Annotated in this window: 20 protein-coding genes; 10 read left to right on the top strand and 10 right to left on the bottom strand. The window is 67.8% G+C overall.

Features of this window, described 5'->3' with window-relative positions; all coding sequences use genetic code 11:
- Positions 1-16: 16 nt before the first annotated feature.
- From IHE46_RS02355 to thrC, 5 genes are all read left to right on the top strand, one after another.
- Positions 17-2,011, top strand: coding sequence for a bifunctional 2',3'-cyclic-nucleotide 2'-phosphodiesterase/3'-nucleotidase (locus IHE46_RS02355; protein WP_192162986.1), 1,995 nt, complete (start codon positions 17-19; stop codon positions 2,009-2,011).
- Between the two features lie 121 nt (positions 2,012-2,132).
- Complete coding sequence (locus IHE46_RS02360; protein WP_192162987.1) at positions 2,133-2,285, top strand: hypothetical protein; 153 nt, start codon at positions 2,133-2,135, stop codon at positions 2,283-2,285.
- A gap of 89 nt (positions 2,286-2,374) precedes the next feature.
- Positions 2,375-3,529 (top strand): homoserine dehydrogenase, encoded by a 1,155-nt coding sequence (locus IHE46_RS02365; protein WP_192162988.1) that lies wholly within the window; start codon positions 2,375-2,377, stop codon positions 3,527-3,529.
- 26 nt (positions 3,530-3,555) lie between these two features.
- Positions 3,556-4,524 carry a homoserine kinase gene (locus IHE46_RS02370; protein ID WP_192163135.1) on the top strand — a complete coding sequence of 323 codons (969 nt, stop codon included), beginning with the start codon at positions 3,556-3,558 and terminating at the stop codon, positions 4,522-4,524.
- A gap of 318 nt (positions 4,525-4,842) precedes the next feature.
- A complete protein-coding gene (thrC, locus tag IHE46_RS02375) occupies positions 4,843-6,153 on the top strand; it encodes a threonine synthase (RefSeq protein WP_192162989.1) in 1,311 nt (436 codons plus the stop codon).
- A 16-nt stretch (positions 6,154-6,169) separates the two neighbouring features.
- Here thrC and IHE46_RS02380 read toward each other — a convergent pair whose 3' ends face one another.
- The 3 genes from IHE46_RS02380 to IHE46_RS02390 form a co-directional block, all read right to left on the bottom strand.
- Entirely contained in the window at positions 6,170-6,874 is a 705-nt protein-coding gene (locus tag IHE46_RS02380; protein WP_192162990.1) for a GNAT family N-acetyltransferase, read from the bottom strand.
- Between the two features lie 62 nt (positions 6,875-6,936).
- Complete coding sequence (locus IHE46_RS02385) at positions 6,937-8,538, bottom strand: glycosyl hydrolase family 39 (RefSeq protein WP_192162991.1); 1,602 nt, start codon at positions 8,536-8,538, stop codon at positions 6,937-6,939.
- Positions 8,539-8,575: 37 nt separating this feature from the next.
- Positions 8,576-9,931, bottom strand: coding sequence for a GH1 family beta-glucosidase (locus IHE46_RS02390; protein ID WP_192162992.1), 1,356 nt, complete (start codon positions 9,929-9,931; stop codon positions 8,576-8,578).
- Positions 9,932-10,077: 146 nt separating this feature from the next.
- On the opposite strand from IHE46_RS02390, the gene ugpC reads away from it, so the two are divergent.
- The gene (gene ugpC / locus IHE46_RS02395; protein WP_192162993.1) at positions 10,078-11,172 is read left to right on the top strand and encodes a sn-glycerol-3-phosphate ABC transporter ATP-binding protein UgpC; all 1,095 of its coding nucleotides are present in this window, start codon (positions 10,078-10,080) and stop codon (positions 11,170-11,172) included.
- A 341-nt stretch (positions 11,173-11,513) separates the two neighbouring features.
- Here the strand turns inward: ugpC and IHE46_RS02400 are convergent, their stop codons facing one another.
- The 7 genes from IHE46_RS02400 to IHE46_RS02430 form a co-directional block, all read right to left on the bottom strand.
- Complete coding sequence (locus tag IHE46_RS02400; RefSeq protein WP_192162994.1) at positions 11,514-12,335, bottom strand: carbohydrate ABC transporter permease; 822 nt, start codon at positions 12,333-12,335, stop codon at positions 11,514-11,516.
- Positions 12,332-13,207 carry a sugar ABC transporter permease gene (locus tag IHE46_RS02405; protein ID WP_192162995.1) on the bottom strand — a complete coding sequence of 292 codons (876 nt, stop codon included), beginning with the start codon at positions 13,205-13,207 and terminating at the stop codon, positions 12,332-12,334. Before IHE46_RS02405 ends, IHE46_RS02400 begins: the two co-directional genes overlap by 4 nt.
- Positions 13,204-14,478 (bottom strand): sugar ABC transporter substrate-binding protein, encoded by a 1,275-nt coding sequence (locus tag IHE46_RS02410; protein WP_225562722.1) that lies wholly within the window; start codon positions 14,476-14,478, stop codon positions 13,204-13,206. Before IHE46_RS02410 ends, IHE46_RS02405 begins: the two co-directional genes overlap by 4 nt.
- Before the next feature lie 10 nt (positions 14,479-14,488).
- A complete protein-coding gene (locus tag IHE46_RS02415; RefSeq protein WP_192162996.1) occupies positions 14,489-15,952 on the bottom strand; it encodes a glucoamylase family protein in 1,464 nt (487 codons plus the stop codon).
- A 200-nt stretch (positions 15,953-16,152) separates the two neighbouring features.
- A complete protein-coding gene (locus IHE46_RS02420) occupies positions 16,153-19,197 on the bottom strand; it encodes a TonB-dependent receptor (RefSeq protein WP_225562723.1) in 3,045 nt (1,014 codons plus the stop codon).
- The gene (locus IHE46_RS02425; RefSeq protein ID WP_192162997.1) at positions 19,194-20,273 is read right to left on the bottom strand and encodes a LacI family DNA-binding transcriptional regulator; all 1,080 of its coding nucleotides are present in this window, start codon (positions 20,271-20,273) and stop codon (positions 19,194-19,196) included. The genes IHE46_RS02420 and IHE46_RS02425 overlap by 4 nt, the downstream gene beginning before the upstream one ends.
- Positions 20,274-20,453: 180 nt before the next feature.
- Positions 20,454-20,654, bottom strand: coding sequence for a hypothetical protein (locus IHE46_RS02430; RefSeq protein WP_192162998.1), 201 nt, complete (start codon positions 20,652-20,654; stop codon positions 20,454-20,456).
- A gap of 164 nt (positions 20,655-20,818) precedes the next feature.
- Between IHE46_RS02430 and IHE46_RS02435 the strand changes: the two genes are divergently transcribed.
- From IHE46_RS02435 to leuC, 4 genes are all read left to right on the top strand, one after another.
- Positions 20,819-21,202 (top strand): helix-turn-helix domain-containing protein, encoded by a 384-nt coding sequence (locus IHE46_RS02435; RefSeq protein ID WP_192162999.1) that lies wholly within the window; start codon positions 20,819-20,821, stop codon positions 21,200-21,202.
- A 383-nt stretch (positions 21,203-21,585) separates the two neighbouring features.
- Positions 21,586-23,175: a 2-isopropylmalate synthase gene (locus tag IHE46_RS02440; RefSeq protein WP_192163000.1), complete on the top strand. Its 1,590-nt coding sequence runs from the start codon at positions 21,586-21,588 to the stop codon at positions 23,173-23,175.
- A gap of 18 nt (positions 23,176-23,193) precedes the next feature.
- Positions 23,194-24,237: a branched-chain amino acid transaminase gene (locus tag IHE46_RS02445; protein ID WP_192163001.1), complete on the top strand. Its 1,044-nt coding sequence runs from the start codon at positions 23,194-23,196 to the stop codon at positions 24,235-24,237.
- Positions 24,234-25,646, top strand: a complete 1,413-nt coding sequence (leuC, locus tag IHE46_RS02450; protein WP_192163002.1) for a 3-isopropylmalate dehydratase large subunit — start codon at positions 24,234-24,236, stop codon at positions 25,644-25,646. The genes IHE46_RS02445 and leuC overlap by 4 nt, the downstream gene beginning before the upstream one ends.
- The last annotated feature ends 72 nt before the right edge of the window (positions 25,647-25,718 follow it).

Below are 25,718 nucleotides of genomic sequence, written 5' to 3' on the forward strand. Positions count from 1 at the left end.
TCGATCCGGTTCCGCCATGTCGCCACACCGCAGCACGCCCGCGCTCCTCGCCACCGCCCTGATCGCCGCCTGCGCCCTGCAGCCGTCGCAGGCATCGACGCTGCCCGACGGCGCGCGCGCCACCGTGGCGATCCTGGAAACCACCGACCTCCACTCCAACATCCTCGGCTACGACTATTACAAGCAGAAGGCCGATCCCACGCTGGGCTTCGAACGCACCGCCACGCTGATCGAGCAGGCGCGCAAGCAGTTCCCGAACAACTTCTTGTTCGACAGTGGCGACACCATCCAGGGCACGGTGCTCGCCGACTGGCAGGCACAGGTACAGAAAATGCCTTGTGACGGGGAACTGGCGATCTACCGCGCGATGGACGCGGTGGGCTACGACGGCGGCACCATCGGCAACCACGAGTTCAACTACGGGCTAGGCTGGCTCTCGCAGGTCACCGGTACGCCGATGAACGTGGACGGCGGCGCGCACGCGCGCTGCGACGGCCCGCACTTCCCGCTGGTGCTGTCGAACGTGGACAGCGTGCGCGACGGCAAGCCGATCTTTCGGCCGTGGACGATGGTGACCAAGGACATCGCCGTAACGTTGCCCGGCGGCAAGACCGCGAAGGTGCCGCTGCGCGTGGCGATCATCGGCTTCACCCCGCCGCCGATCATGGACTGGGACAAGCGCAACCTCGAAGGCAAGGTCGCGGTGGACGGCGTGGTCGAGGCGGCGAAGAAATACCTGTCGCAGATCCAGGCGCAGCACCCCGACCTCGTGGTGGCGCTGGTGCACGGCGGCCTCGACACCGCGCCGTACACCCCCGCGCTGGAGAACGCCGGCTGGTACCTCGCCGGCGTGCCCGGCATCGACGTGCTGCTGCTCGGCCACTCGCACACCGAATTCCCCGGCCCGCGCTTCGCGAGCATGAAGGACGTGGACGACGTGCGCGGTTTCGTGCGCGGCAAGCCCGCGGTGATGGGTGGCTTCTTCGGCAAAGACCTCGGCGTGGTCGAGCTGGCGCTGGACTACCAGGGCGGCCGCTGGAACATCGACGACAGCCAGACGCACAGCGAAGTGCGGCCGATCTGCGCCAAGGCCGGCGACGCCGCCAGCTGCACGGCGGCCGATCCCGCCATCGCACCGCTGGTGGCCAAGGTGCAGCAGTCCGCGGTGGCCTACGTCAACACGCCGATCGGCCGCAGCGACGTGCGGCTCTCCAGCTATTTCGCCGACGAAGGCGACATGAGCGCGCTCGCCGTGGTCAATGCCGCGCAACGCGACTACGTGCGCACCGAGCTGCCGCGCCAGCATCCGGAACTGGCCAAGGTGCCGGTGCTCTCGGCCGCCGCCGCCTTCCGCACCGGCTTCGGCGGCCCGGACGACTACACCGACGTGGCCCCCGGCCCGCTCACCCTGCGCAGCGCGGCGGACCTCTACTTCTATCCGAACACGCTGGCTGCGGTGAAGACCGACGGCGCCGGCGTGAAGGCGTGGCTGGAGAAATCCGCGGAACGCTTCAACCGCATCGATCCCGCGAAGACCGACGCGCAGCCGCTCATCAACACCCGCTATCCCGGCTTCAATTTCGACCAGATGCAGGGCGGCATCCAGTACGTGATCGACGTGTCCAAGCCGGAAGGCCAGCGCATCACCTCGCTCGCCTTCGACGGCAAGCCGGTGCAGCCCGACCAGCCCTTCATCGTGGTGACCAACAACTACCGCGCCAGCGGCGGCGGCCATTTCCCGGGGCTGGACGGCAGCAGCATCGTGCTGGCCGCGCCGGATGGCACGCGCGAGATCGTGGCGCACTGGATAACGCAGCACCGCGAGATCACCGCGCACAATCTGCCGGCCGGCTCCTGGCGCTTCGCGCCGCTGAAGACGGCCGGCCCGGTCACCTTCGGCTCGGCCGCCGGCAAGCAAGATGTGGTGCGGGCGGACGGCATCGAAGGCATCCGCCAGGTCAAGGACAACGGTGACGGCACGGCAATTTACGCCATCGACTTGTCGCACTGACGTCCGGCGCGATGGCGAAAGGGAATGCATGATGGACGTCTGGACGTCCATACGCCCGGCTTTGCGCTTATTCGAAAAAACCTGTTGACATCCGCTCAATCGCCCATCTAGGCTCGGATCCATGTCGCCATCCTTCGCGCCAGCACGCATGTTCCAGACCCCGGCCATCGCCGGGCGGACGCTGCTGGCCGCGGGCGGCATCGCCGCAACCGCCACGATTATTACCACCGGTACCGGTACCACCGGCTCCGGGTGGGTGTCCGTGCGCGAGTAACCCTTTACGCAACGGCCCCGCCCTCGAGAAGAGGCGGGCCGGCGCAGCCGAAACCGCCAAGCGAGACGGGGCCTCCACCGGAGGTCATCGTGAACATCTGCGCTTCGCCGCTCGCCGAACACCCGAACCCGCCGCCGCATGCCTTTGCCCTGCCCGTACGCACTACGCGCCGGCGCACCCTGGCGGTGGGCCTGATCGGCCCCGGCCGGGTCGGCGGTGCCCTGCTGGAACAGTTGCGCACGGCACAGCCGCGCTTGGCGCGCGATCACGCGCTGGATCTGAAACTCTGCGGCGTGGTGGCTCGCCAGCGCATGTGGCTGGACTGCGACGATGCCGAACTCAACGGCCGCCACGCCGGCGCGCAGACGTGGCGCCCCAGCGATCTCGACGCCTTCGCCGCGCACGTGCACGGCGCGGGCGACCGCCACGCCCTGCTGGTCGACTGCAGTGCCAGCGAAACGGTGGCCGCGCACTATCCGCGCTGGCTGGCCGCCGGCCTGCACGTGGTGACACCGAACAAGCTGGCCGGCAGCGGCCCGCTGGAACGCTGGCGCGCGATCCGCAGCGCCTGTACCGGCGGCGCGCGCTTCCGCTACGAAGCCACCGTCTGCGCCGGCCTGCCGGTGGTGCAGACCCTGCGCGACTTGCTCGACACCGGCGACGAACTGCTCGCCGTGGACGGCATGTTCTCCGGCACGCTGGCATGGCTGTGCAACCGCCACGACGGACAGCAGCCGTTCTCCGCACTGGTGCGCGAGGCGCACGCGCTGGGCTATACCGAACCCGACCCGCGCGAGGACCTGTCCGGCCTCGACGTGGCGCGCAAGCTGGTGATCCTCGCGCGCGAAGCCGGCTGGCCGCTGTCGATGGAGCAGGTGGCGGTGGAGAGCCTGGTGCCGCTCACGCTGGCCGCCTTGCCGGCGGACGCATTCATGCAGCGCCTCGACGAGCTCGACGCGCCGCTGGCGGCCAAACTCGCCGAGGCACGGGCCCGCGGCGGCGTGCTGCGCCACGTCGCCAGCCTCGACCGGCGCGGCCGCGCCAGCGTGCGGCTCGAAGTGCTGCCCGATGCGCATCCGTTCGCACACACCCGGCTCACCGACAACGTGGTGCAGTTCCGCACGCGCCGTTACTGCGACAATCCCCTGCTCGTGCAAGGCCCCGGCGCCGGACCGGAGGTGACCGCGGCCGGCGTGTTCGCCGACCTGCTGCGCATCGCCGAATCGCTGGAGCCGCGCGCATGAACGCCCCTACCCTGTTGCAGGAACCCATGAACACCTCGTCGTCCCGCCCTGTTCCCCGCCGCGTCCGTGCCGTCGCGTTCGCGCCCGCCTGCGTCGGCAACGTCGGCGTGGGCTTCGACATCCTCGGCCACAGCATGGCCGGCGCCGGCGACCGCGCCGAAGTGCGCCGCATCGACGAACCCACGGTGCGCATCACAGCGATCCACGGCACCGTCCACGCATTGCCGCTCGACGCCGCGCACAACACCGCCGGCGCCGCCCTGCTCGCGCTGCGCAAGGCACTGGGCCTGCGCCACGGTTTCGAGATCGTGCTGCACAAGGGCATCGCATTGGGCTCGGGCATGGCCGGTTCGGCGGCTTCCTGCGTGGCTGCCCTGGTGGCGGCGAACGCGCTGCTGGAACAGCCGCTGCCGCGCGAGTCGCTGTACGGCTTCGCGATGGACGGCGAGGCGGTGGCCAGCGGCGGACGCCATGGCGACAACGTGGGGCCGCAGTTGCTCGGCGGCCTGGCGCTGGCCACGCACGACCGCGTGCTGCGCGTACCGGTGCCGGCCGACTGGCATTGTGCGTTGGTGCATCCGCATTTCGTGCTGGAGACGCGCAAGGCGCGCGCCGCGCTGGCGGGGCAATACGCGCTGGACGAATTCGTGGCGCAGAGTGCGAATCTCTCGCTGCTGCTTGCCGGCTGTTTTCGCGGCGATGCGGCACTGGTGCGCGATGGCCTGAAAGATGTGCTGGTGGAGCCGCGGCGGGCGCCGCTGGTGCCGAACTTCGGGCGCGTGAAGCAGGCGGCGCTGGATCATCGTGCGTTGGGGGCGAGTATTTCCGGGGGCGGGCCCAGTGTGTTCGGTTGGTTCGAGCATCGCGTTGAGGCGGAGACTGCTGCGGTGGCGATGCGTGCAGCGTTTGCAGAAGCCGGGTTGGATAGCGATTCCTTTGTGGCGCCGATCGATGGGCCGGCGGCGGGGTTGGTGGATGACGAGGTGGCGGCATGAGCCGCGCAGACCTTGCCCCTCTCCACTCCGGGGAGAGGGTTGGGGTGAGGGGTGGGTGCTCGCGACAGCCTGTTGATTCCGTGCTTTGGCTCGCCTGCGGCGGGCTTTCGGTCGCCTGCCGGCGCCCGAGTTACTTCTCTTTGCTGGCCCAAAGAGAAGTAACCCAGAGAAATGGCCTGGTTCAATCCGCCGGAACTACAAGCGGGCGGTGTCGAGGACGTTGGAACCACTCACGGCGACACGTCCTGCACAGCGGCCACTCCTCGCCGTATCTGGAAACTGAGGGCAGCCGAGAATCGCGCCTGGGGAATTCGGGCCATGAGTGATTCGTTGCGTTATCTCAGTACGCGTGGTCGTGCGCCATCCGCCGGCTTGAGTGAGGCCGTTGCTGCTGGATTGGCGCCTGACGGTGGGTTGTATGTGCCGGAGCGGTTGCCGGCGCTAACGCCGGCGGATTTCGATCCGCACGGCTCGCTGGCCGATACCGCTGCCAGCCTGCTCGCACCGTTCTTCGCGGGCGATCCGCTGGCTGCCGAGCTGCCGGCGATCTGCGCGGAGGCGCTGGATTTCGCGGTGCCGCTGCGTGCATTGCCGTATCGCGATGCGCAGGTGCTCGAACTCTTCCACGGCCCCACTGCCGCGTTCAAAGACGTGGGTGCGCGCTTCCTCGCCGCCTGCCTGCGTCGGCTGCCGCGCGCGGACGAACGGCCGCTCACCATTCTCGTCGCCACTTCGGGCGACACCGGTGCGGCAGTGGGTGCCGCGTTCCATCGCCAGCCGGGCGTGCGCGTGGCGATCCTGTATCCCGATGGCCTGGTCTCGCCGCGGCAGGCGCACCAGCTCGGCTGTTTCGGCGACAACGTGCAGGCCTTGCGCGTGGCGGGGCGTTTCGACGATTGCCAGCGCATGGTGAAGGCCGCGCTGAGCGATGCGGAACTGCAGCGCGTCGTGCCGCTCAGCTCCGCCAACAGCATCAGCCTTGGTCGCCTGCTGCCGCAGATGAGCTACTACGCGCATGCGGCACTCGGTTTCTGGCGCAGGCACGGCGAGCCGCTCAACTTCATCGTGCCCACCGGCAATCTCGGCAATGCGCTGGCCTGCCTGTGGGTGCGCGCGATGGGCCTGCCGCTGGGCGAAGTGCGGCTGGCCTGCAACGCCAATGCCACCCTGCCCGAGTTCTTCGACGGACACGACTACGCGCCGCGCGAAGCTGTCGCCACGCTGGCCAACGCGATGGACGTGGGCGCGCCCAGCAACTTCGAGCGCCTGCGCTGGACCTTCGGCGACGATGCGCTGCTGCGGCGCACGCTGCAGGCGGAAAGCGTGGACGACGCCACCATCCGCCGCACCATCGCCCTGCACGCCCGCGAACACGGCGAAACGTTCTGCCCGCATTCGGCGACCGGCATGCACCTGCTCGACCGCCTGCGGGAACAGGGCGATCACCGGCCCTGGGCCGTGGTTGCCACCGCGCATCCGGCGAAGTTCGAGCAGGTGGTGGAGCCGCTGGTCGGCCGCGCCGTCGACGTGCCGCCGGCACTGGCCGCGATGCTGCAGCGTTCGGCCAGCGCGGAGCCGTTGGCCGCCTCGGACGAGGCGTTGAAGGAATGGTTGCGCGGGCGCCCCTGATGCCGGCCGGGCGGATTCAGTCCGTCCTGGCCGCGCGCTCCAGCACGGCCACGTTCACCTCGCAGCGCAGACGGAAACCCAGCTTTTCGTAGAGGCGTATCGCCGCCGTGTTGGTTTTCCACGCGTGCAGGAAGGCGGTGTCGCCGCGCGCGGCGATGCCGGCGGCGACATGGCGGGACAGATGCCCCGCCAGCCCGCGCCCCTGGAAATCGGGATGCGTGCACACGCCGCTGACTTCGGTGCAGCCGGGAAAGCGGAAGCGCTCGCCGGCCATCGCGGCGAGCCGTCCATCGATGCGGATGCCAACGAAATGACCCATGCGATGCGTCTGGCGCAAAAACGGACCGGGCTGGGTGAGCGTGGCCAGCGCCAGCATCTCCGGCGCGTCCGCGTCGCCCAGCGACACCACGTCGTCTGGGCCGGTCTCCGCAACGAGCGGCGCGGCGGCGACCATCTGCACGCCCTTGGCAGTCTTGCTCGCCATCAGTCCGGGCGGGATGCGTATCTCCGGTACCTGCAGCACAAACACCGGTTCGTTTAGCTGCACCAGCGCGGCCAAAGCCGCCAGCGCTTCGTCGCTATCGTCGCGTGCGGAGGCGAAGCGATTGACCTCCGGCAGATAGCGCTTCGCCAGCGCACCGCCCTGGGCGAGCCCGGCATGCAGGCTGGTCAGGCTGGCCCATACGGGGCGATCGAGCAGTTCCACGCGATCTGCACGCATCCTTGGCTCTCCTCGTGCCTTGCACTTCCCGCATGCGGGGAAGTGCGAGGCATGACCTGTCGTCAATGCACCTCGACCACCACCAGGCCCTGCGGCGGAATGTCGAGGCCGAGCTTGCCGTCGTGCAGCGCGACCTGTTCGGACGCGGCCATCTGTCCGGCGGCGCGCAACTGCGCGATCTGCTCGCGCGACGGGAAGGTCGGACGGCCCATGCGGTCGAACGTGGCGACGACATTGCCGTGCGTTCCGTCCAGGCGCCACACCGTCGCCGCGGCATTCGCCGGCAGCGAGGACAGGTCGACCTCGAAGTGCTTCGTCTCGCCCTTCGGCTGGCCGACGGTGTAGCTGGCGGTGTCGCCCACCGGCGGCGCGTAGTTCCACAGCGCGAGCACCAGCGTGCCGTCGGCGCGGCGCGTGGCCAATGCAGAATCGGAAGACACCGGCAGCTGCACGTCGCCCAGCTTGTGCAGCATGGTGAAGGCGTTGAAGGCCGGCTTGGGGATGCGGTCCTCGGCGATCAGGCCGAAGCCGCCGTAGAACGGCGAACGCACCACGCCGCCTTCCTCGAACACGTCGGAGAACGACCAGTAGCTCATCGCGTCCACCTTGCCCGCGCAAGCGCGGATGGTGTTGGCCAGCCACGGGCCCATGTACACCGTGTCGGTGACGTTGGGCAGGTTGGCGTAGGAGGCGTTGAACTCGCTCATGAAGAACGGCAGCTTCGGGTACGGCGAAGCGAGTACCTCCTTGTGCGCCTTGTCCACCGCGCGGCACACCATGTCCTTGCGCGGGATGTTCTCGCTGGTGTGGAACACGTTGTCCGCGGTGTCGTCGCCATAGACGTGGGTGCTGACGAAATCCACCGGCACATTTGCTTCGTGCACGTGCTTGAGGAAGTCGCCGACTTCGGCGGCCTGCGCCGTGGCCGGCCCGCCAACGCGCAAACGCGGGCTCACCGCCTTCAGCGCACGCGCGGTGTGGTCGTACAGCGTGTAGTAGGTGGGCATCTTGGGGTTGCCGGCCCAGAAGCCGATGTTCGGTTCGTTCCACACTTCGAAATACCACTGCGACACTTCATCGATGCCGTAGCGCGCGATCAGGTGCTGCGCAAAGGCGCGGATCATGCCGTCCCACAGCGCATAGTCCTTCGGCGGCGCGACATTGGGGTGGTACCAGAAATCCTGGATCGCCTTGGGGTCGGACGACATCTCGTCCGGCATGAAGCCCAGCTCGACGAAGGGACGCACGCCGCGTTCCAGCAGGCCGTCGTAGATCTGGTCCACGTACGAGAAGTTGTAGACGGGCTTGCCGTCGCCGCCCGACTTGTCGGCAGCGTTGTAGAACGGCTGGCCGTTCTTGCCGAGATGGAACAGGCCCACGTCTTCGTCGAAGATGCCGTGGAAGCGCACGTACTCGAAGCCCGTGGCCTGCTTCACGTCGACCAGGTCCTTGCGGTAGTCGTCGCGCAGCGCCAGCGCCGCGCGGCCGGAGCCGAACATCTGCTCCCAGTAGTGCGGGAACGGCGTGCCCTGCGCCTTCGCGTCCACCGTGATCTGCACGTCGGCGTCGGCGGCCGGCGCGGCCTGCGCCGCGCCCGCGGCCAGCAGACAGGTTGCCAGCAGGCCCAGCATGGGCCATCGCGGCATGGTCTTCGTGTACTTCATCTCGCTCCCTCCGCGCCGCGGCGCATGATCCGGTTTTTCAGGGCTCGCCCAGCGCGCCGCCGTGGCTTTCGATCACCCGCGCATAGAACTTCGCGGTGGCCTTGGGCGTGCGCTTCTGCGTGGCGAAATCGACGTGGTACAGGCCGAAGCGCTTGGCGAAGCCCAGCGACCATTCCAGGTTGTCCATCAGCGACCAGGCGTAATAGCCCTTGAGGTTCACGCCCGCCTCGATGGCGCGATGCGCGGCCTGGAGGTGTTTGCGCAGATAGTCCATGCGCAGCGGGTCTTCCAGCACCTCGCCCTCGGCCGTCGACGGGTCGTAGAAGGCGGAGCCGTTCTCGGTGATGTAGAGGGGCATGTCGCCGTAGCGCTCGCGGAATCCGGTGAGCATGTCGACCAGGCCCTGCTCGTACACCTCCCAGCCGGTTTCGGTGCGGGTGTGCTGCGGCTGCGGCACCGGCGCGGCGCGCAGCGGGAGCGCGCCGGCATCGTGCCGCACCACCGCGCGCGTGTAGTAATTGAGGCCGACGAAATCGACCGGCTGCTTGGTCAGCTTGAAATCGTCCGCCGGGAAATCCGGCCACGCATCGCCGTAGACCTCGGCCAGTTCGGCGGGATAGCTGCCGAGCAGCGCCGGATCGGCGAACTGCTGGTTCATGTAGGCGTTGGCGCGGCGCGTGGCGGCAAGGTCTTCCGCACGCTCGGACGCCGCGTACTTGGGCTCGATGTTGAACACCACGCCGATCGCGTGCTTGCCGTGCGCGCGATAGGCCTGGATGCCCGCGCCGCTGGCGCGCATCAGGTTGTGCGCGACCAGCGGCGCTTCATACAGGTTGCGATGCCCCGGCGCGGCGGTGCCGTGCAGGTAGCCGCCGTCGACCACCACCCACGGCTCGTTGAGCGTGGACCACCAGGGCACGCGATCGTCCAACGCCTTGAACATCGTCGCCGCGTACTCGGCGAACCAGTGCGCGCTGTCGCGGTTGAGCCAGCCGCCGCGATCGTCCAGCGCCGCCGGCAGGTCCCAGTGAAACAGCGTGACGTTCGGCGTGATGCCGTTTTCCAGCAGTTCGTCCACCAGCCGCGAATAGAAGTCCAGGCCCTTCGCATTGACGCGACCGGTGCCCTCGGGCAGCACGCGCGCCCAGTTCACGCTGAAGCGGTAACTCTGCAGGCCCAGCGCGCGCATCAGCTGCACGTCGTCCCTGTAGCGGCGGTAGTGGTCGCAGGCCACGTCGCCGTTGTCGCCGTTCGCCATCATCCCCGGCGTATGCGCGTAGCGCTGCCAGATGCTGGGGCCGGCGCCGTCCGCCAGCGGCGAACCCTCGATCTGGTAGGCGGAGGTGGCCGCACCCCAGAGGAAGCCGTCCGGAAAGCGGTAGCGTTGCGTCATGGATTCCCAAACTCTCGAATGCCGCACTGCGGCTTGATGTAACCGTTTTCATACCGAGAATAGCTGAACGCCGCCCCGGGATGCACGCTCTTTCCTGCGACGGCGTCCTCCTTATCGCGGCAACCACCTGGGAACGCGCAGCGCCGATGGCCACCGTCAGTCTCGACAACCTGCGCAAGGTCTATCCCAACGGGCACGTCGGCGTGGCCGGCGCCAGCTTCGACATCGCCGACGGCGAGCTGCTGGTGCTGGTCGGCCCCTCCGGCTGCGGCAAGACCACCCTGCTGCGCATGATCGCGGGGCTGGAGACCATCAGCGCCGGCACGCTGCGCATCGGCGGCCGCGTGGTCAACGACGTGGCGCCGAAGGACCGCGACATCGCGATGGTGTTCCAGAACTACGCGCTCTATCCGCACATGACGGTGGCCGAGAACCTCGGCTTCGGCCTGCGCCTGCGCGGCATGCCGCGGGCGGAAATCGCGCGGCGCGTGGATGAAGTCGCGCAACTGCTGGAACTGCAGCAGCGGCTGGATGCGCGCCCCGCCGCGCTGTCCGGCGGCCAGCGCCAGCGCGTGGCGCTTGGCCGCGCGATGGTGCGCCAGCCTGCGGTGTTCCTGCTCGACGAACCGCTGTCCAACCTGGACGCGCGGCTGCGCCTGTCGATGCGCGTGGAAATCGCCCGGCTGCACCGCCGCTTCGGCACCACCATGGTCTACGTCACGCACGATCAGGTCGAGGCGATGACGCTGGGCCAGCGCATCGTGGTGTTCGACCAGGGCGCGATCCAGCAGATCGACACGCCGATGGGCCTCTACGAGCGCCCCGCCAACCTGTTCGTGGCCGGCTTCCTCGGCAGCCCCGCGATGAACCTGCTGCGCGGCACGCTGCATGCGCAGGACGGCCTCGCGCTGGCCACCGCAGGCGGCACGATACGACTCGGCGCGCCGCCGCAATCGGATGCACTCGCCAGCTGGCACGACCGCGAAGTGGTGCTCGGCCTGCGCCCGGAAGACCTGCATCCGCTCGCCGCCGGCGATCCCGCCGCCGCGCTGGAAGCGCGACTGGAAGTACTGGAACCGGTGGGCAACGAAGTCTTCCTCAACCTGCGCTATGACGACCTGCCGCTGGTCGCGCGCACGCCGCCGGGTGTTGCCTGTGCACCGGGCGAAAACGTGCGACTGGGCATCGCCACGCAGCGCCTGCACTTCTTCGATCCGCGCGACGGCGCACGCATCCATTGAGCTGAAACACTGCGAACTCGCAGCGCTTTTGCTTCTGGTGCGCACGACGCGCACCCGCTCTTCCCGGGGCCCCTCGACGACGGTGAGGCGTGGACGATCAGGCCGCGCAGCGGGCGTTGCCATGGATGGCAACGCCTTTTCGACCGGGCAGGAGCCCGGCCGAAAAGCCCGGCCGCGCCTCACGCACTTTCCGTCCATGGATGGACGGAAAGCGTCGCCGCGGGGTGTCGTTTTCTCTTGGCTACTTCTCTTTTGGACAAGCAAAAGAGAAGTAGCTCGGCCGCCGGCAGGCGGACGAAACCGCTCTGTCGCTGGCGACAAGGCAACGGGAGAGTGCGCTCTCATCCCTTCACACTGCCCAGCAACAGGCCATCCAAGTAATGCCGCTGCATCGCCAGGAACAGCGCCAGCACTGGAACTACGGTGAGCACCGACCCCGCCATCATCTGCTCTGTACCCTCCGTATGCTCGCGCGCCATCGAGGCCAACCCCAGCGGCAGCGTGTAATGCCCCTGCCCGGTCAACTCGATCAGCGGCCACATGAAATCGTTCCACGCGGTGAGAAAAGTGAGGATCGCCAGCGTCGCCACCACCGGCCGCAGCAACGGCAGCACGATGCGCACGAAGATATGCAGCTCGCTGGCGCCGTCGATGCGCGCAGCCTCCAGCAACTCGTCGGGCAGGCCGCGCGCGTACTGGCGCACCAGGAAGATGCCGAGCACCGAGGCCATCCCCGGCAGCACCACGCCCACGTAGCTGTCCACCAGCCCCGCATACTTGAACATCAGGAACAGCGGCAGCATCGCCACCTGCGCCGGCACCACCAGCAGGCCGAGCAGCACGCGGAACAAGTGCTCGCTCCCCGCGAAGCGCAGCTTGGCGAAGGCATAGCCCGCCAGCACGTTGAACAGCAGCGACAGCAGCGAGATCGCGCCGGAGATCAGCAGGCTGTTGAACAGGTAACGGCCCATGCCGGCGCGTTCGAACAGCTGCCGGTAGTTGTCCAGCACGGGATGCGCCGGCCACAGCGGCGGCGGCAGCGCATTGGACGTGCCGGACGGCATGAACGACACCGCGAGCATCCACAGCAGCGGGAACAGCGCCACCGCCGCACCGCCCAGCAGCAGGCCGTTGATCAGCGCCTTCGCCAGCCGCGGGTTCATGCCGCCGCCTTGCGCGACAGCCGCAGCATCGCCGCGGTCACCGCGAACATCACCAGGAACAGCACGAAGGCCTCCGCCGTGGCGACGCCGAGGTTCCACCACTGGAAGCCGTCCTCGTACATCAGGTACAGCACGCTGGTGGTGCTTTCCAGCGGGCCGCCCTCGGTCATCACGTAAGGTTCGGCGAACAGCTGGAAATAGCCCGACACCGTGAGGATGGCCACCATCAGCAGGGTCGGTCCCAAGGCCGGCAAGGTGATGTGGCGGAACTGCCGCCAGGCCGAGGCGCCATCGATGCGCGCCGCCTCGTACAGATCCGCGGGCACCGCCTGCAGGCCGGCCAGTAGGATGATCATGTTGTAGCCGAAGTTCTTCCACACCGCGAACAGGATGATGGTGGGCATCGCCCAGTGCGGATCGCCCAGCCAGTCCACCGGATGGATGCCCAGCATGCCGAGCAGGTGGTTGGCCCAGCCGTACTTGGTGCTGAACAGGTAGCGCCACACCACCGCCGTCGCCACCGCCGTGGTCACCACCGGCGCGAACAGCGCGGTGCGGAAGAACGCCTTGCAGCGCGCCAGCGGCGAATGCAACAGCAGCGCCGCACCCAGCGAAGCCATCATCGACAGCGGCACACCCGCCACCACGAAATAGAACGTATGCCCCAGCGCCGCCCAGAACTGCGGCCGGTGCAGCAGCATCCAGTAATTGCCCAGCGCCACGAAGCGCAGATTGCGCAGGTCGGCCAGCGCATAGAGGTCGTAGTCGGTGAAGCTGAGCGCGAGCGCGCCTAGCACCGGCAGCAGGAAGAACACGGCCAGCACCAGCAGCGCCGGTGCGAGGAACAGCCACGCCGCGCGCGAGCCCTTCATCGCCGCGCCTCCTGCAGCGAACGCCGCTTGGCGAGGATGCGGTCGGCCTGGCGATCCATCTCCGCCGCGGCCTGGTCCACCGTCAGCTCGCCGGCCACGGCGCGCGCGGCGACCTGCTGCATCATCACCGCGATGCGTTCCCACTCGGGCACCGCCGGCGTGGGTTTCACGCGTTCGAGCTGGTCGCGGAAGGCATGCATGGCTGCGTCATTCTGCAACAGCGGGCTGTCCCAGCTGCTGCGGCGCGGCGGCATGTCGCCGGTGAGTTGGTAGAAGCGCTGCTGCACCTGCGGCTGCGACAGGTATTCGATAAGCGCCCATGCCGCGCGCTGGTGCTTCGATGCACGGAACACCACCAGACTGGCACCGCCGGCGAAACCCGCACCGGGCCCGTCCGGTCCCGGCAGCGGCGCCGTGGCCCAGTCGCCCTGCTCGTCCGCCGGCAGGCGCTTGCGGAACTCGGCGACGTTCCACGGCCCCGAGAAATAGAACGCATACACGCCGCGGCCGAACTCGTCCCACGGGTCGCTCACTTCCACGTTGGTGACCACCGGCGCCTGCTGCAGGCGGAAGGTGTCCACGTAGAACGCCAGCGCACGCTTGAAACCGGCGCTCTCGAAATTGCCGCGGCTGTCGCCGTCGCGCAACAGGGGGTCGGGTTGCTGCAAGGCCAGCGACAACAGCTGCTCGTACTCGTTGGTCGGCAAAAGGATGCCGTAGACCTTGCGTTCCGGATGGCTGAGCGCGGCCAGCATGCGCCGCCACTCGGCCCAGTCGCGCGGCGGTGCATCGAAGCCCGCCTGCTTCAACAAGTCGCTGCGGTAGAACAGCAGGCGCGTGTCCACGTACCACGGGATGCCGTACAGCCGGCCGTCGCTGAGATTGGTGGTCCAGATGCTGGCGAAGTAATCCGCTGGCGCCACCGCCGCAGAACCGGCCACTCGCTGCTGCAGAGGCGCCAGCGCGTGCAGCGTCACCATCTCGGGCAACCAGGTGTTGCCGAGCTGCGCCATGTCCGGCGTGGTGTCGCCGGCAATCGCCGTGAGCAGCTTCTGGTGCGCCGCACTCAGCGGCAGCTGCTGCACCTCGACATGGATGTCCGGGTGCGCACGCTCGAAATCCGGCAACAGGCTGCCGACGGCTTCGCCCTCGGGCCCGAACGTCCAGAGCACCAGCGTGTCGTCCTGCTTGCGCGCGCAGCCGGCAACGCAGAGCGCGACGACGATGGATGCCCACCGTCGCCACATAACGCCGCTTGCACGGGTGCGCATCCCCGCCGCCTCAGTGACGCTCCAGCCAACCGCCGGTGAAACCGGCGCGCTGCAGGCCTTGGCGGATGTAGGGGTTCTTCTTCATCACGTTCCACACCATGCCGCTGCGCCAGTTCTCGATCATCAGCAGGATGGGCCCCTGGTCGATGCCGAGTTGCTGGTTGTCGGCCCAGCCGAAGCCGGGATAGGTACGGCCGTTCTCCGGCGTGCCGTGGAAGCTTGGGTTGAAGGCATCGACGAAGCCGTAGCGGTTGTAGATGTAGCGGCCATAGCGCTGCTTCATCGTCATCAGCGCGGGCACCACAATGGACGGCGCGAACGCAATGGAGCCGCCCGCCGCCGCGGGCGCGATGGTGCCGTCGTCGGTGATGTCGTCCAGTCCCGCGCCGCGCGCCATGTACGCGCTGAAACGGCGCACGCCCTGCGGCGAGCTCTCGGTGATGTCGCCCAGCCCGTCGCTGGCGGTCAGGCCCCACACGTCGGCGCCGTAGTCCGTCCAGTGGCCGGGGTTGGCGATGGCGTAGGCGCGCTGCGCCCAGGTCGCCAGCCGGCCGTTCTCCACGTAATCCAGGTTGTGCGCACGCCCCCAGGGATCGCGGATGCCGTGGAAGTCCACCCACGACTCGGTGAACTGGTGGCCGAACAGCGGACCGAAGTTGAGGAAGGTATAGCCCTGGAACGTGCCCCAGTATTTCGGATAGGTGGCGCACCACGCGGCCCAGGCGTCCGCACCCACCGGATGCGTGGGCGAGCCCAGCGCGAGGATGTAGACCAGCTTGCCCTCGTCGTAGCCCTGCCAGTCGGCATCGATGAACTTGCCGCCCGGCGTCCAGCCCATGCTGATGAGCGGCTTGCGCGCCTGCATCCACGGCCAGTCGATGGCGCGGTAGAGCTGGTCGGCGAGCTTGCGGATCTCCTTCTCCTGCGGCGTGCCGCGGTCGTAGTAGCTCTCCGCGAACAGCACGCCGCCCATCATCAGCGTGGTGTCCACGCTGGACAGCTCCACGTGGCGCGCCTCGCGCACGCCCGTCTGCATGTTGAGGAAGTGGTAGAAGAAACCGTGGTAGCCGGCAGTGTCGTCTTCGCTGCCGTTCTGCGGCGCATTGGCAAAGAAGCGCAGCGTGGTCAGGGTGCGCTGCACCGCCTGCTCGCGCGTGATGTAGCCGTGCTCCGCGCCGATGCCGTAGGCCGTCAAGCCGAAGCCGACGGCGGCGACGGAGGAGAAGGTGTGGTTCGGCCACGAGTCCGGCACCAGCCCCGTATACGGATCGGCGCTCTGCCAGAACCAGTCGAAGGTGCGGTGTTCCAGGTCGTCGATGAAAGCCCGCTGGTCGGGTGCCAGCGCCTGGTAGGTCAGGGTGTCGGGTTGCGGTGGCGCAATCGGTTGCGCCGCACGTGCAGGCACACCGGCAACCAGAACCGCGAGAGCGGCCGCCGCGAAGACGCGCAGGCCGCGCCAAGGGGATGAAGACATTCGAACCTCGTGTTGATGGAGTGGATCCATGGCTGCACCACGCCATGCCGACGCCACGGCACGTGCTCAGGCGGTCTCCATCACCGCCGCCGACAAACCCTGTCGATGAAAACCCGGTACACAGGCATCGCACCGACAGATGCAGCCCACATCTTGCGTGAAGAAAGGCTGGGGCGCACCAGGCACCCCAGCCCGTGTCATCAGAAGCTCAGCCCCATCGAGAGCTTGACCATGCGCGGGTAGCCCGTGATGTCGCCGGTGGGGTTGTAGATCACCGGCGTGCGTTGCATCACGCCGTTCGAACCCCAGGTCTCCAGATAGTCGACGTAGTTGCTCCAGTTGAACGCGTTGATCAGGTCGAAGCGCACGTAGGCGTTGAGGTTGCCGTAGAGCTTGAAGTTCTTGGTGGCCTGGAAGTCCAGGTCGCGGTAACCGAAGATCTTGCCGCCGATCAGGAAGCGCCCGTTGCCTGGCGGCGCGATGGCCACCGAACGACAGCCGCTGCCGGCAATGCCGCCACTGTCCACCAGGGTACCCGTCGCTCCGTAGCAGGCGAGGTTGAGGTCGGGAACCGGCGTGGACAGGGTCAGCTTGGCGCCCAGCACGAAACCCCACGGACCGTCGAACGTGCCCGTCGCCACGAGGCGGTGCTTGGCCACGCCGGACGAGGTGAACGGGTAGTTGCCGATCGTCTCGTAGTCGAACGCGTACTGGTCGGTGGGATCGTTGTTGTCGTTGTTCTGGCTGGTGTGCGAGTAGGTATAGGCAATCGTCGCGCCCCAGTGTGATTCCTGCGTATAGGGCTTGTCGGCGGACAGCAGGATCTCGTCGGCATGCGTCTCCAGTCCGTTGTTGCCGATGATCAGGCTGCCGAAGCCGGGAATGCCGTTGCCCCAGGGCTGGCTGATGCAGCCGGCGCCGCAGCTTGCCCAGAAGCTGCCGTTCGGGTAACGGTTGCCCAGCGTGTACACCAGGCCATCGTAGCTGCGGATGTCGGTGAACGTCGCGCTGGTGTTCCAGTCGCCGATCTGGTTGCGCATGCCGATGCTGAACTGGTCGGAATACGGCGCCTTGAGGTTGTTGTTGACCATGTCGACTTCCTTGCCGGCCGTGCTTCCGGCCACCAAGGATTGCAGCGTCGAAATGTTGAGGTAGGCCGGGTTCCACGCATAGCAGCTGTTCACGCCGACCGTGCACGGCACGTCAGGCGTGTTGAAGAACAGCTGGGGCTGCGACAGCACCGACTTGGTCTGCTCGACCTGCAGCGACTCGTACAGATCGCGGTCGTAGGAGCGGCCGATGCCGCCGAAGATCACGTGCTTCTGGTCGCCGTTGATGTCGTACGAGAAGCCGAAGCGCGGCTGCCACTCGTTGGTCTGCGCGTGACGGTTGTGGCCGGTGCTGATGTAGTCGTTGACGTTCACGCCGCCCATCGCCAGCGTCTGCGCGTAGGTCTGTCCGGCCGGCGCGTTCGGATCCTGCATCTGGAAAGCCGACACGACGTTCGCGGGAGTCACGTAGTTGAGATAGGACGGCGTCTTCTCGTAATCCCAGCGCACGCCCACGTTCAAGGTCAGGTGGTCGTCCACCGTCCAGTCGTCCTGCACGTAGGCGCCGAACTGCTTGTCCGAGCTGGTCGCCGTCGGGTTCAAGCCCGGTGTGGGCGAACCGAACTGCACTTCGTACGGGATCGACTCCGTGCCGGCAGGCGTCACTGCGTAATTGAACAGCGCGTTCGAATCGCCGGAGTCCAACGCGGTGAGCTTCACGGCCTTGTACTTGAAGCCCATCTTGATGACGTGGTCGCCGTTCCATTCCAGGTCGTTGAAAGTCAGGTCGTCCTGGATCGCCGGCCCCTTCTGGCCCTTGTTCTGCTGGGCCAGTGGCGAGTTGCCCGTCACCACGATGGTCTTGTTCTGCTCGGCGCCGATCGGCGAATACAGGCTGCCGTCGCCGAGAATGATCGGCGTGGGCGCATAGAACGCGTCTTCGTAGGTGAACTGCAACCGGTTGAACCAACTGTAGGCACTGTGATCCCAGCGCAAGTCGACGCGCTTGTCGGTATTGACCGTGTTGAGTCCTGCCGTGGCGGTATTCGTGCCGCCGACGCCGCTGATGGAGGTCTCGTCGCGGTACTTGCCGCTCAATTCGAAGCGATCATGGTCGGTGGGCTCGAAGTCCAGCTTGCCGAACCAGTCGTTCTCCTTGAACGGCAGGCTGGCCGGTCCCAGCTGCGACTGCACGCTGGCCGGGAGATAGCTGGTGTAGCCGGTGACGCCGGGCACGACGGTGGTGGGACTGTCGAACTCCTTGCCCTCGTAGGCCACGTAGAAGTGCGCCATGTCCTTCACGATCGGGCCGCCGAAGTCGAAGCCGTAGTCCTTTTCGTGCGACGGGGTCTTGTAGTCCGCCGCCTGCTCGGCCGGCGTCTCGGCACGCATGCGGGTGTTGGTGAAGCTGCCGAACACGTCGCCGTGATACTCGTTGGTGCCGGACTTGGTTTCGGCCGTGATGGCCGCCGAGGAAATCTGGTCGTACTCCGCCTTGTAGTTGGAGGTGATGACCTTGTACGAACCGATCGCCAGCTGCGGGAACGGATTGCCCTGGCTGGCGTTCTGGCCGGTGATGCCGCCGGAGAGCACGTAGTTCTTCTGCCCGACGCCGTCGATGTACACGTTGATGTTGCTGCTGGCCTGGGCGCCGGAACGCAGGCTGGTGGTGCCGTCGGCGTTGCGCGTGAACACCATGCCCGGCACGATGTCGGCGAGCTCCAGGAAGTTGCGCGAAGCCTCCGGCAGCGCCGCGATGTCGCGCATCGAAACGATGTTGCCGACCTCGGACGTGGTCACTTCCGGGATGTCCGTGGTCACCGCGGATACCGACACGCCGCCCAGCGTCTTGGCATTGACCGGCGCCGCCGTGCTGGCCGCGGCGGCGGTCAGGTCGACCGTGCTGATCGAGGCCACGTTGAGCGTGATCGTCTTCTGCACGCCCGCGCCGGTCTGCACCGAGTAGGTGCCCGACGGCAGGCCGACGATGGCGAAGCTGCCGTCCTTGCTCGACTGGGTGACGCGCGTCGCGCCGGTGGCGGTGTTCTTGACGGTGACGCTGGTGTTGGGCGCGGCATTGCCGCGCAGGGTGGCGTCGGATGTCTGCGCCATCACGATGCCGGGTGCCGACACCATCATGGCCGCGACGACGGCGGCCGGCAGCAAACGCTTCTTGAAAGACTGGTGACTGCTCATGAACTCCCCTCCAATTTCGTCGTCGATTCGACGCGCGATGGATTTTCTTGGTTGTGATGATTGAGATTCCGCCCCGATGCTCCCCCACAAGACTCGCGCACGACGATGTCGCAGCCGAGCGTGTGTACCGATGCGGCCGATGACCCGGGGCGATTTATCAGGTCGGCCAGCAAATCCATGGCGTTCTTGCCCAACTCCGCGATCCGTACGCGCACCGTGCTCAACGGCGGCGTGACGTAGCGCGCGATCGGAATGTCGTCGAAGCCGACCAGGGCGATGTCGCCCGGCACGGCGATGCCGGCCTCCTTGAAGGCCTGCAGGCAGCCCACGGCCATCATGTCGTTGGCGGCGAACACCGCCTGCGGGCGCACCTTGCCGGACAACAGCTCGCGCCCGGCCAGGTAGCCGGAGGCCTCGCTGAAGTCGCCCGACACGATGCGCGGCGAGGTGCCCGGAACCAGCCGGGTCATCGCCGCGCGGAAACCCGCCTCGCGCTGCCGGGCGTCGAAGTTGTTCTTCGGTCCGGTGACGAAGGCGATGCGCCGGTGCCCCAGGCTGGCCAGGTGGCGCACCATCGCGTAGGTGCCGGCGAAGTTGTCGATGTTCAGCACCGCGGCGGCGCCGGCCTTCATGTCGCTGTTGAGCAGCACCGTGGGCAGGCTTTCCGGCAGGTTGGTTTTCAGGAAGGCCGCGTCCACGCCCGGCGAGGACAGGATCACGATGCCGTCCACGCGGCCCTGCATGGCGCGCAGCGCCGCCGCCGCGTCGTCCGCACCGTTGTGCGAACTGGACACCAGCAGGTGCAGGCCGTGCGTGCGCGCCTCCAGGTCGATGCCGCGGATCAGTTCGGAGAAGAACTCGCCGTGCAGGTCGGGCATCAGCGCGCCCACCGTATGCGTGCGCTTGGTGATCAGGCTGCGCGCGGCGCCGTGGGGCACGTAGCGCAGGCGCGCGGCGACCTCGCGGATGCGCTGCTCGGTCGCGGGCGTTACTCCGCCGACCCCGTTCAGGGCGCGCGACACCGAGGCCACCGAGACCTTCGCTTCGCGCGCTACGTCCTTGATGGTTACCGTCACGTCCGCCGCCCTCCCCCGAGTTCGAGCCCCCGGACCGGACCGGGGGCGCGCACAACGTAAACGTTTTCATGCAGCCTTGTAAAGTGCCCCGCCGAGGCGCCCGGCGGACGCACGGAATGCCGGGCCAGAGCGGTCCGGCAAGTGATGAACGGTGGTTTGGCGCCGTTTCCGGGCGGTCGGCTACGGCTCCAGCAGCATCCCCGGGCGCGCGTCACGCTGCGCCGCCACCAGCTTCTCCAGCACCGCGAGATCGGTGAGGGCGTGCAGGCTTTCCCTGCCCTGGGTTAGCCGGCTGTGGCGGGTCTGGTTGATCTGGGCCATCAGCAGGCTGCTCAGCTCGGCCTGCGTCAAATGCAGGTGCAGCACGATCATCGTGTCCATTGCAGGCATCTCCTACGCCACGGCCGGTGCGTCCATGCGTCCCCCGGCAGGAAACCCTCGGAATCCGCGGGCATGGACGCGCGATAATTGCAACCCAAATTTGCGACTGTCAACCATGCTGATTTGGATATCTAACATGTCGCAAATGCAACACTCGCTCGTCCATGAGCCCCAGAGCCTCCGCACCCCGCCATTTCGGGCAACGCCTCCACCAGGCGCTCGACCGCACGGCGATTCTCCCGGGTCGGCAGCGCACTACCGCCTTGGCCAACCATTACGCCGTCGCCCGCGAAACCGCCCGCCTGTGGTTGGCGGGACGCGCCATGCCCGACATCCACCGCCTGGTCGAAATCGCCGACGACTGCCGCGTCAGCCTCGACTGGCTCGCCACCGGCCGCGGCCCCATGGTGATGCCGCCCGGGGTGGGCGAACAGGCGCATGGCTACGACGTGCTGAGCGCCGACGAAAAGCTCCTGCTGCAGGCCGCCCGCAGGCTCTCGCCGCGCCGCCGCCAGGGCCTGCTGGCGCTGCTCGACGTCCGCGACTGAAGCCGCGCGCCTGCGGCGGCCCGCCGCATTCGGACACCTAGCCGTCTAAACGCCCAAAACTGCGGCATAGAAGTTCTTTTCATGAAAAAGCGGTTGACAGGCCGAACAGGCATGCCTTAGGGTCGAACCTATGTCGCATCGCAGCAGCCACCGCAACATTGCCGAAACGAACCGTCTCGCGACGGTCGCCGGCCTGCTGCAACTACGCGGCACCCTCCTTCTTGCCCTTGTACTCGTACTCCTTATTACCAACGGAGGTGCGGGCTGAGGGCATGTGTCCAGGTAGCTAGAAAGAACCTGAAAACACCCAAAGAACCCCGCACCAGAAATGGAGCGGGGTTTTTTGTTGCCCTCGGCGCCGCACCCACACAGCGGAGCCAACCATGGAAACCCAGCAGAACGACACGCAAAGCGATATCGGCGACGTAGCCGCCGAACACGTGCGCATCTTCGACACCACCCTGCGCGACGGCGAGCAGACGCCCGGCTTCTCGATGGACCGGCGCGCCAAGCTGCGCATGGCGCAGATGCTCGAATCGCTGGGCGTGGACGTGCTGGAGGCGGGCTTCCCGCAGGCGTCGCCGGACGATTTCGCCGCGGTCGCGCAGATCGCCGGCATGCTCACGCAGACCACTGCCTGCGCGCTGGCGCGCTGCGTGCCGGGCGACATCGACAGCGCGGGCCGCGCGCTGGAATCGGCCAAGCGCTCGCGCATCCACGTGTTCCTGTCCACCAGCCCGCTGCACCGCGAGCACAAGCTCAACATGAGCAAGCAGCAGGTGTTGGACACCGCCGTCGCCTCGGTGGAGCGCGCCATGCAGCTGGCGCACGAAGTGGAGTTCTCCGCCGAAGACGCGATGCGCACCGAGCCGGAATTCCTGGTCGAAGTGTTCAACGCCGCCGCCGCCGCCGGCGCCAGCACGCTGAACGCGCCGGACACCGTGGGCTACATGACGCCCACCGAAATCGCCGACCGCTTCGCCTACCTCATCGCCCACGTCAAGCGCGGCAAGCACGTGGTGTTCTCCAGCCACTGCCACAACGACCTGGGCCTGGGCGTGGCCAACAGCCTGGCCGCCGTGAGCGCCGGCGCGCGCCAGGTGGAATGCACCATCAACGGCATCGGCGAGCGCGCGGGCAACGCCGCGCTGGAAGAAATCGTGATGGCGATGAAGGTGCGCGGCGCCTGGTTCAACACCGACACGCGCATCGACACCCGCAAGCTCTACCCCGCCTCGCGCCTGCTCAGCGAACTGACCGGGCAGAACGTGCAGCGCAACAAGGCCATCGTGGGCGCCAACGCCTTCGCGCACGAATCGGGCATCCACCAGCACGGCATGCTCAAGCACCGCGGCACCTACGAAATCATGCGCCCGCAGGACGTCGGCATCGCCGAGACCAAGCTGGTGCTGGGCAAGCACTCCGGCCGCGCCGCGCTGCGCCAGCGCCTGCAGGCGCTGGGCCATACCCCCGACGAGACCGCGATGGACGCGATCTTCGCGCGCTTCAAGACGCTGGCCGACAAGAAGCGCGAGATCCACGACGAAGACCTGGAAGCCCTGGCACTGGGCCACGACCCCGAAGCGCAGGGCCCGTGGCAGCTGGTGCAGCTGAGCACCAGCACCCACCTGGGCGGCAGCGCCTCGGCCTCGGTGAAGCTGCGCCACGCCGACGGCCGCGAAACCGGCGAAGCGGCAATCGGCGACGGCCCGGTGGATGCCGTGCTGCGCGCCATCGAACGCGCCACCGGCAGCGCGCTGGACGTCACCGAATTCCACGTGCGCGCGGTGAGCGCGGGCGGCGACGCGCAAGGCCAAGCCAACCTCACCGCACGCCACGCCGAGCGCAACTGGCGCGGCCACGGCATGAGCACCGACATCGTGGAAGCCACCGCGCAGGCCGCGCTGGCCATCGTCAACCGCATCGAACGACAGGCTCCGGCGCCCGCGCCGGCCATCGTCGCCCACCTGTAAGCACGGGAACCTCAACGCATGAGCAACACTGCCTTCCTCTGGCACAACGGCCGTATCAAGCCCTGGGCCGAAGCCAACGTCCACGTCAGCACGCACGCGCTGCACTACGGCTCCTCGGTGTTCGAGGGCGAACGCGTGTACGCCACGCCCAACGGCCCGGCCTACTTCCGCCTCGCCGACCACACGCGCCGCCTGTTCGAATCGGCCAAGGTGTACGAGATCGACGTCGGCTACACCGAAGCCGAGATCGACGCCGCCTGCCACGATGTGATCCGCGCCAACGGCATGCAGTCCGCCTACGTGCGGCCCATCGTGTTCCGCGGCGCCGGCGGCCTGGGCGTGCTGCCGAAAGACGGCGCGCCGGTGGACGTGGCGATCATGGCGATGGCATGGGGTGCGTATCTCGGCGATGCCGCCGAACGCGGCGCGGACGTGTGCGTGTCCTCGTGGAACCGCCCAGCGCCCAACACCATCCCCAGCTGGGCCAAAGCCGGCGGCAATTACCTGTCCAGCCAGCTGATCGGACTGGAAGCGCGCCGCGGCGGCTACGACGAAGGCATCGCGCTGGGCCACAACGGCCTGCTCAGCGAAGGCGCGGGCGAGAACCTGTTTCTGGTCAAGCGCGGCAAGCTGGTCACGCCGCCGTCCAGCGCCGGCATCCTGGCCGGCATCACCCGCGACAGCGTGCTCACGCTGGCCGCCGAGCTGGGCATCGAAGCGGAAGAACGCGAGCTGCCGCGCGAGGCGCTGTACACCGCCGACGAAATGTTCATGACCGGCACCGCCGCCGAGATCACCCCGGTGCGCTCGGTGGACCGCAAGCCCGTGGGCAACGGCAAGCCCGGCCCGGTGACGCGCGCGCTGCGCGAGGCGTTCTTCGGTTTGTTCGACGGCCGCACCCACGACAAGTGGGGCTGGTTGGATGTGGTTGATCCGGCCCGTACGGCGACCCTGGGCCAAGGGTTTACCAGTGCGGCCGTCCCTGACCGCGAAGATCAAAAAGCGGCCATCCATGGCCGCACTCCTCAACAACAGCCCGCTCCGATGGAAGCCTCGGCATGAGTGCAAAAACTCTCTTCGAAAAAATCTGGGACGCCCACGTAGTCGCGCCCGAGACCGCCGATACCCCGGCGATCCTCTACATCGACCTGCACCTGGTGCACGAAGTCACCTCGCCGCAGGCCTTCGACGAACTGCGCTCGCGCGGCCTGAAGCTGCGCCGCACCGATCGCACGCTGGCCACGCTGGACCATTCCACGCCCACCCTGCCCGCCGGCGCCGATGGCGAGCGCCCCTACGCCAACGCCGAAGCCAAGGCGCAGGTCGCGCAGCTGGAAGTGAACTGCCGCGAGTTCGGCATCGAGCTGCACGGCTGGGACAGCAGCGAGCGCGGCATCGTGCACGTGATCGGTCCCGAGCTGGGTGCCACGCAGCCGGGCAACACCATCGTCTGCGGCGACAGCCACACCTCCACCCACGGTGCGTTCGGCGCGCTGGCCTTCGGCATCGGCACCACCGAAGTCGGCCACGTGATGGCCACGCAGTGCCTGCTGCAGCGCAAGCCGAAGACGCTGGCGATCCACGTCGACGGCGAACTGCCGAAGGGCGTCGGTGCGAAGGACCTGATCCTGCACATCATCGGCCACATCGGCGTGGACGGCGGCACCGGCCACGTCATCGAGTACCGCGGCGCGGCCATCGAGAAGCTGTCGATGGAAGAGCGCATGACCGTGTGCAACATGTCGATCGAGGCCGGCGCGCGCGCGGGTCTGATCGCGCCGGACGAAACCACCTTCGCCTGGCTGCAAGGCCGTCCGCGCGTGCCGCAGGGCGAAGCATGGGATCGCGCGGTGGCGCACTGGCGCACGCTGAAGACCGACGACGGCGCGCAGTACGACCGCGAGGTGCGCATCGATGCCGGCACGGTGAAACCCACCGTCACCTACGGCACCCACCCCGGCATGGCCATCGCGATGGACGCACCGGTGCCCGCCGCGCGCAACGCCGTCGAACAGCGCGCGCTGGACTACATGCAGAGCCGCGCCGGCCAGCCCATGCAGGGTTCCAAGGTCGACGTGGTGTTCGTCGGCAGCTGCACCAACTCGCGCCTGTCCGACCTGCGCGAAGCCGCCAGCGTGCTGCGCGGCCGCCGCGTCGCCAGCGGCGTGCGCATGCTGGTGGTGCCGGGCTCCGAAGCGGTGCGCCGTGATGCCGAAGCCGAAGGTCTGCACGAAGTGTTCCGCGCTGCCGGTGCCGAGTGGCGCATTCCCGGCTGCTCGATGTGCATCGCGATGAACGGCGACCTGGCGCAGCCTGGCCAGCTGGTCGTCTCCACCTCCAACCGCAACTTCGAAGGCCGCCAGGGCAAGGGCGCACGCACCGTACTGGCCAGCCCCGCCACCGCCGCGGCCTCTGCCGTCGCCGGCGCGATCGCCGACCCCCGCGAATATCTGACGGAGGTGGCGGCATGAATGCGCATGCTGCCTTGCTCCCTCTCCCCGCCGGGGAGAGGGCTGGGGTGAGGGGCCACGGTTGCGAAAGGC

Source organism: Rhodanobacter sp. DHG33 (assembly GCF_014843005.1).
Lineage (GTDB): Bacteria > Pseudomonadota > Gammaproteobacteria > Xanthomonadales > Rhodanobacteraceae > Rhodanobacter_A.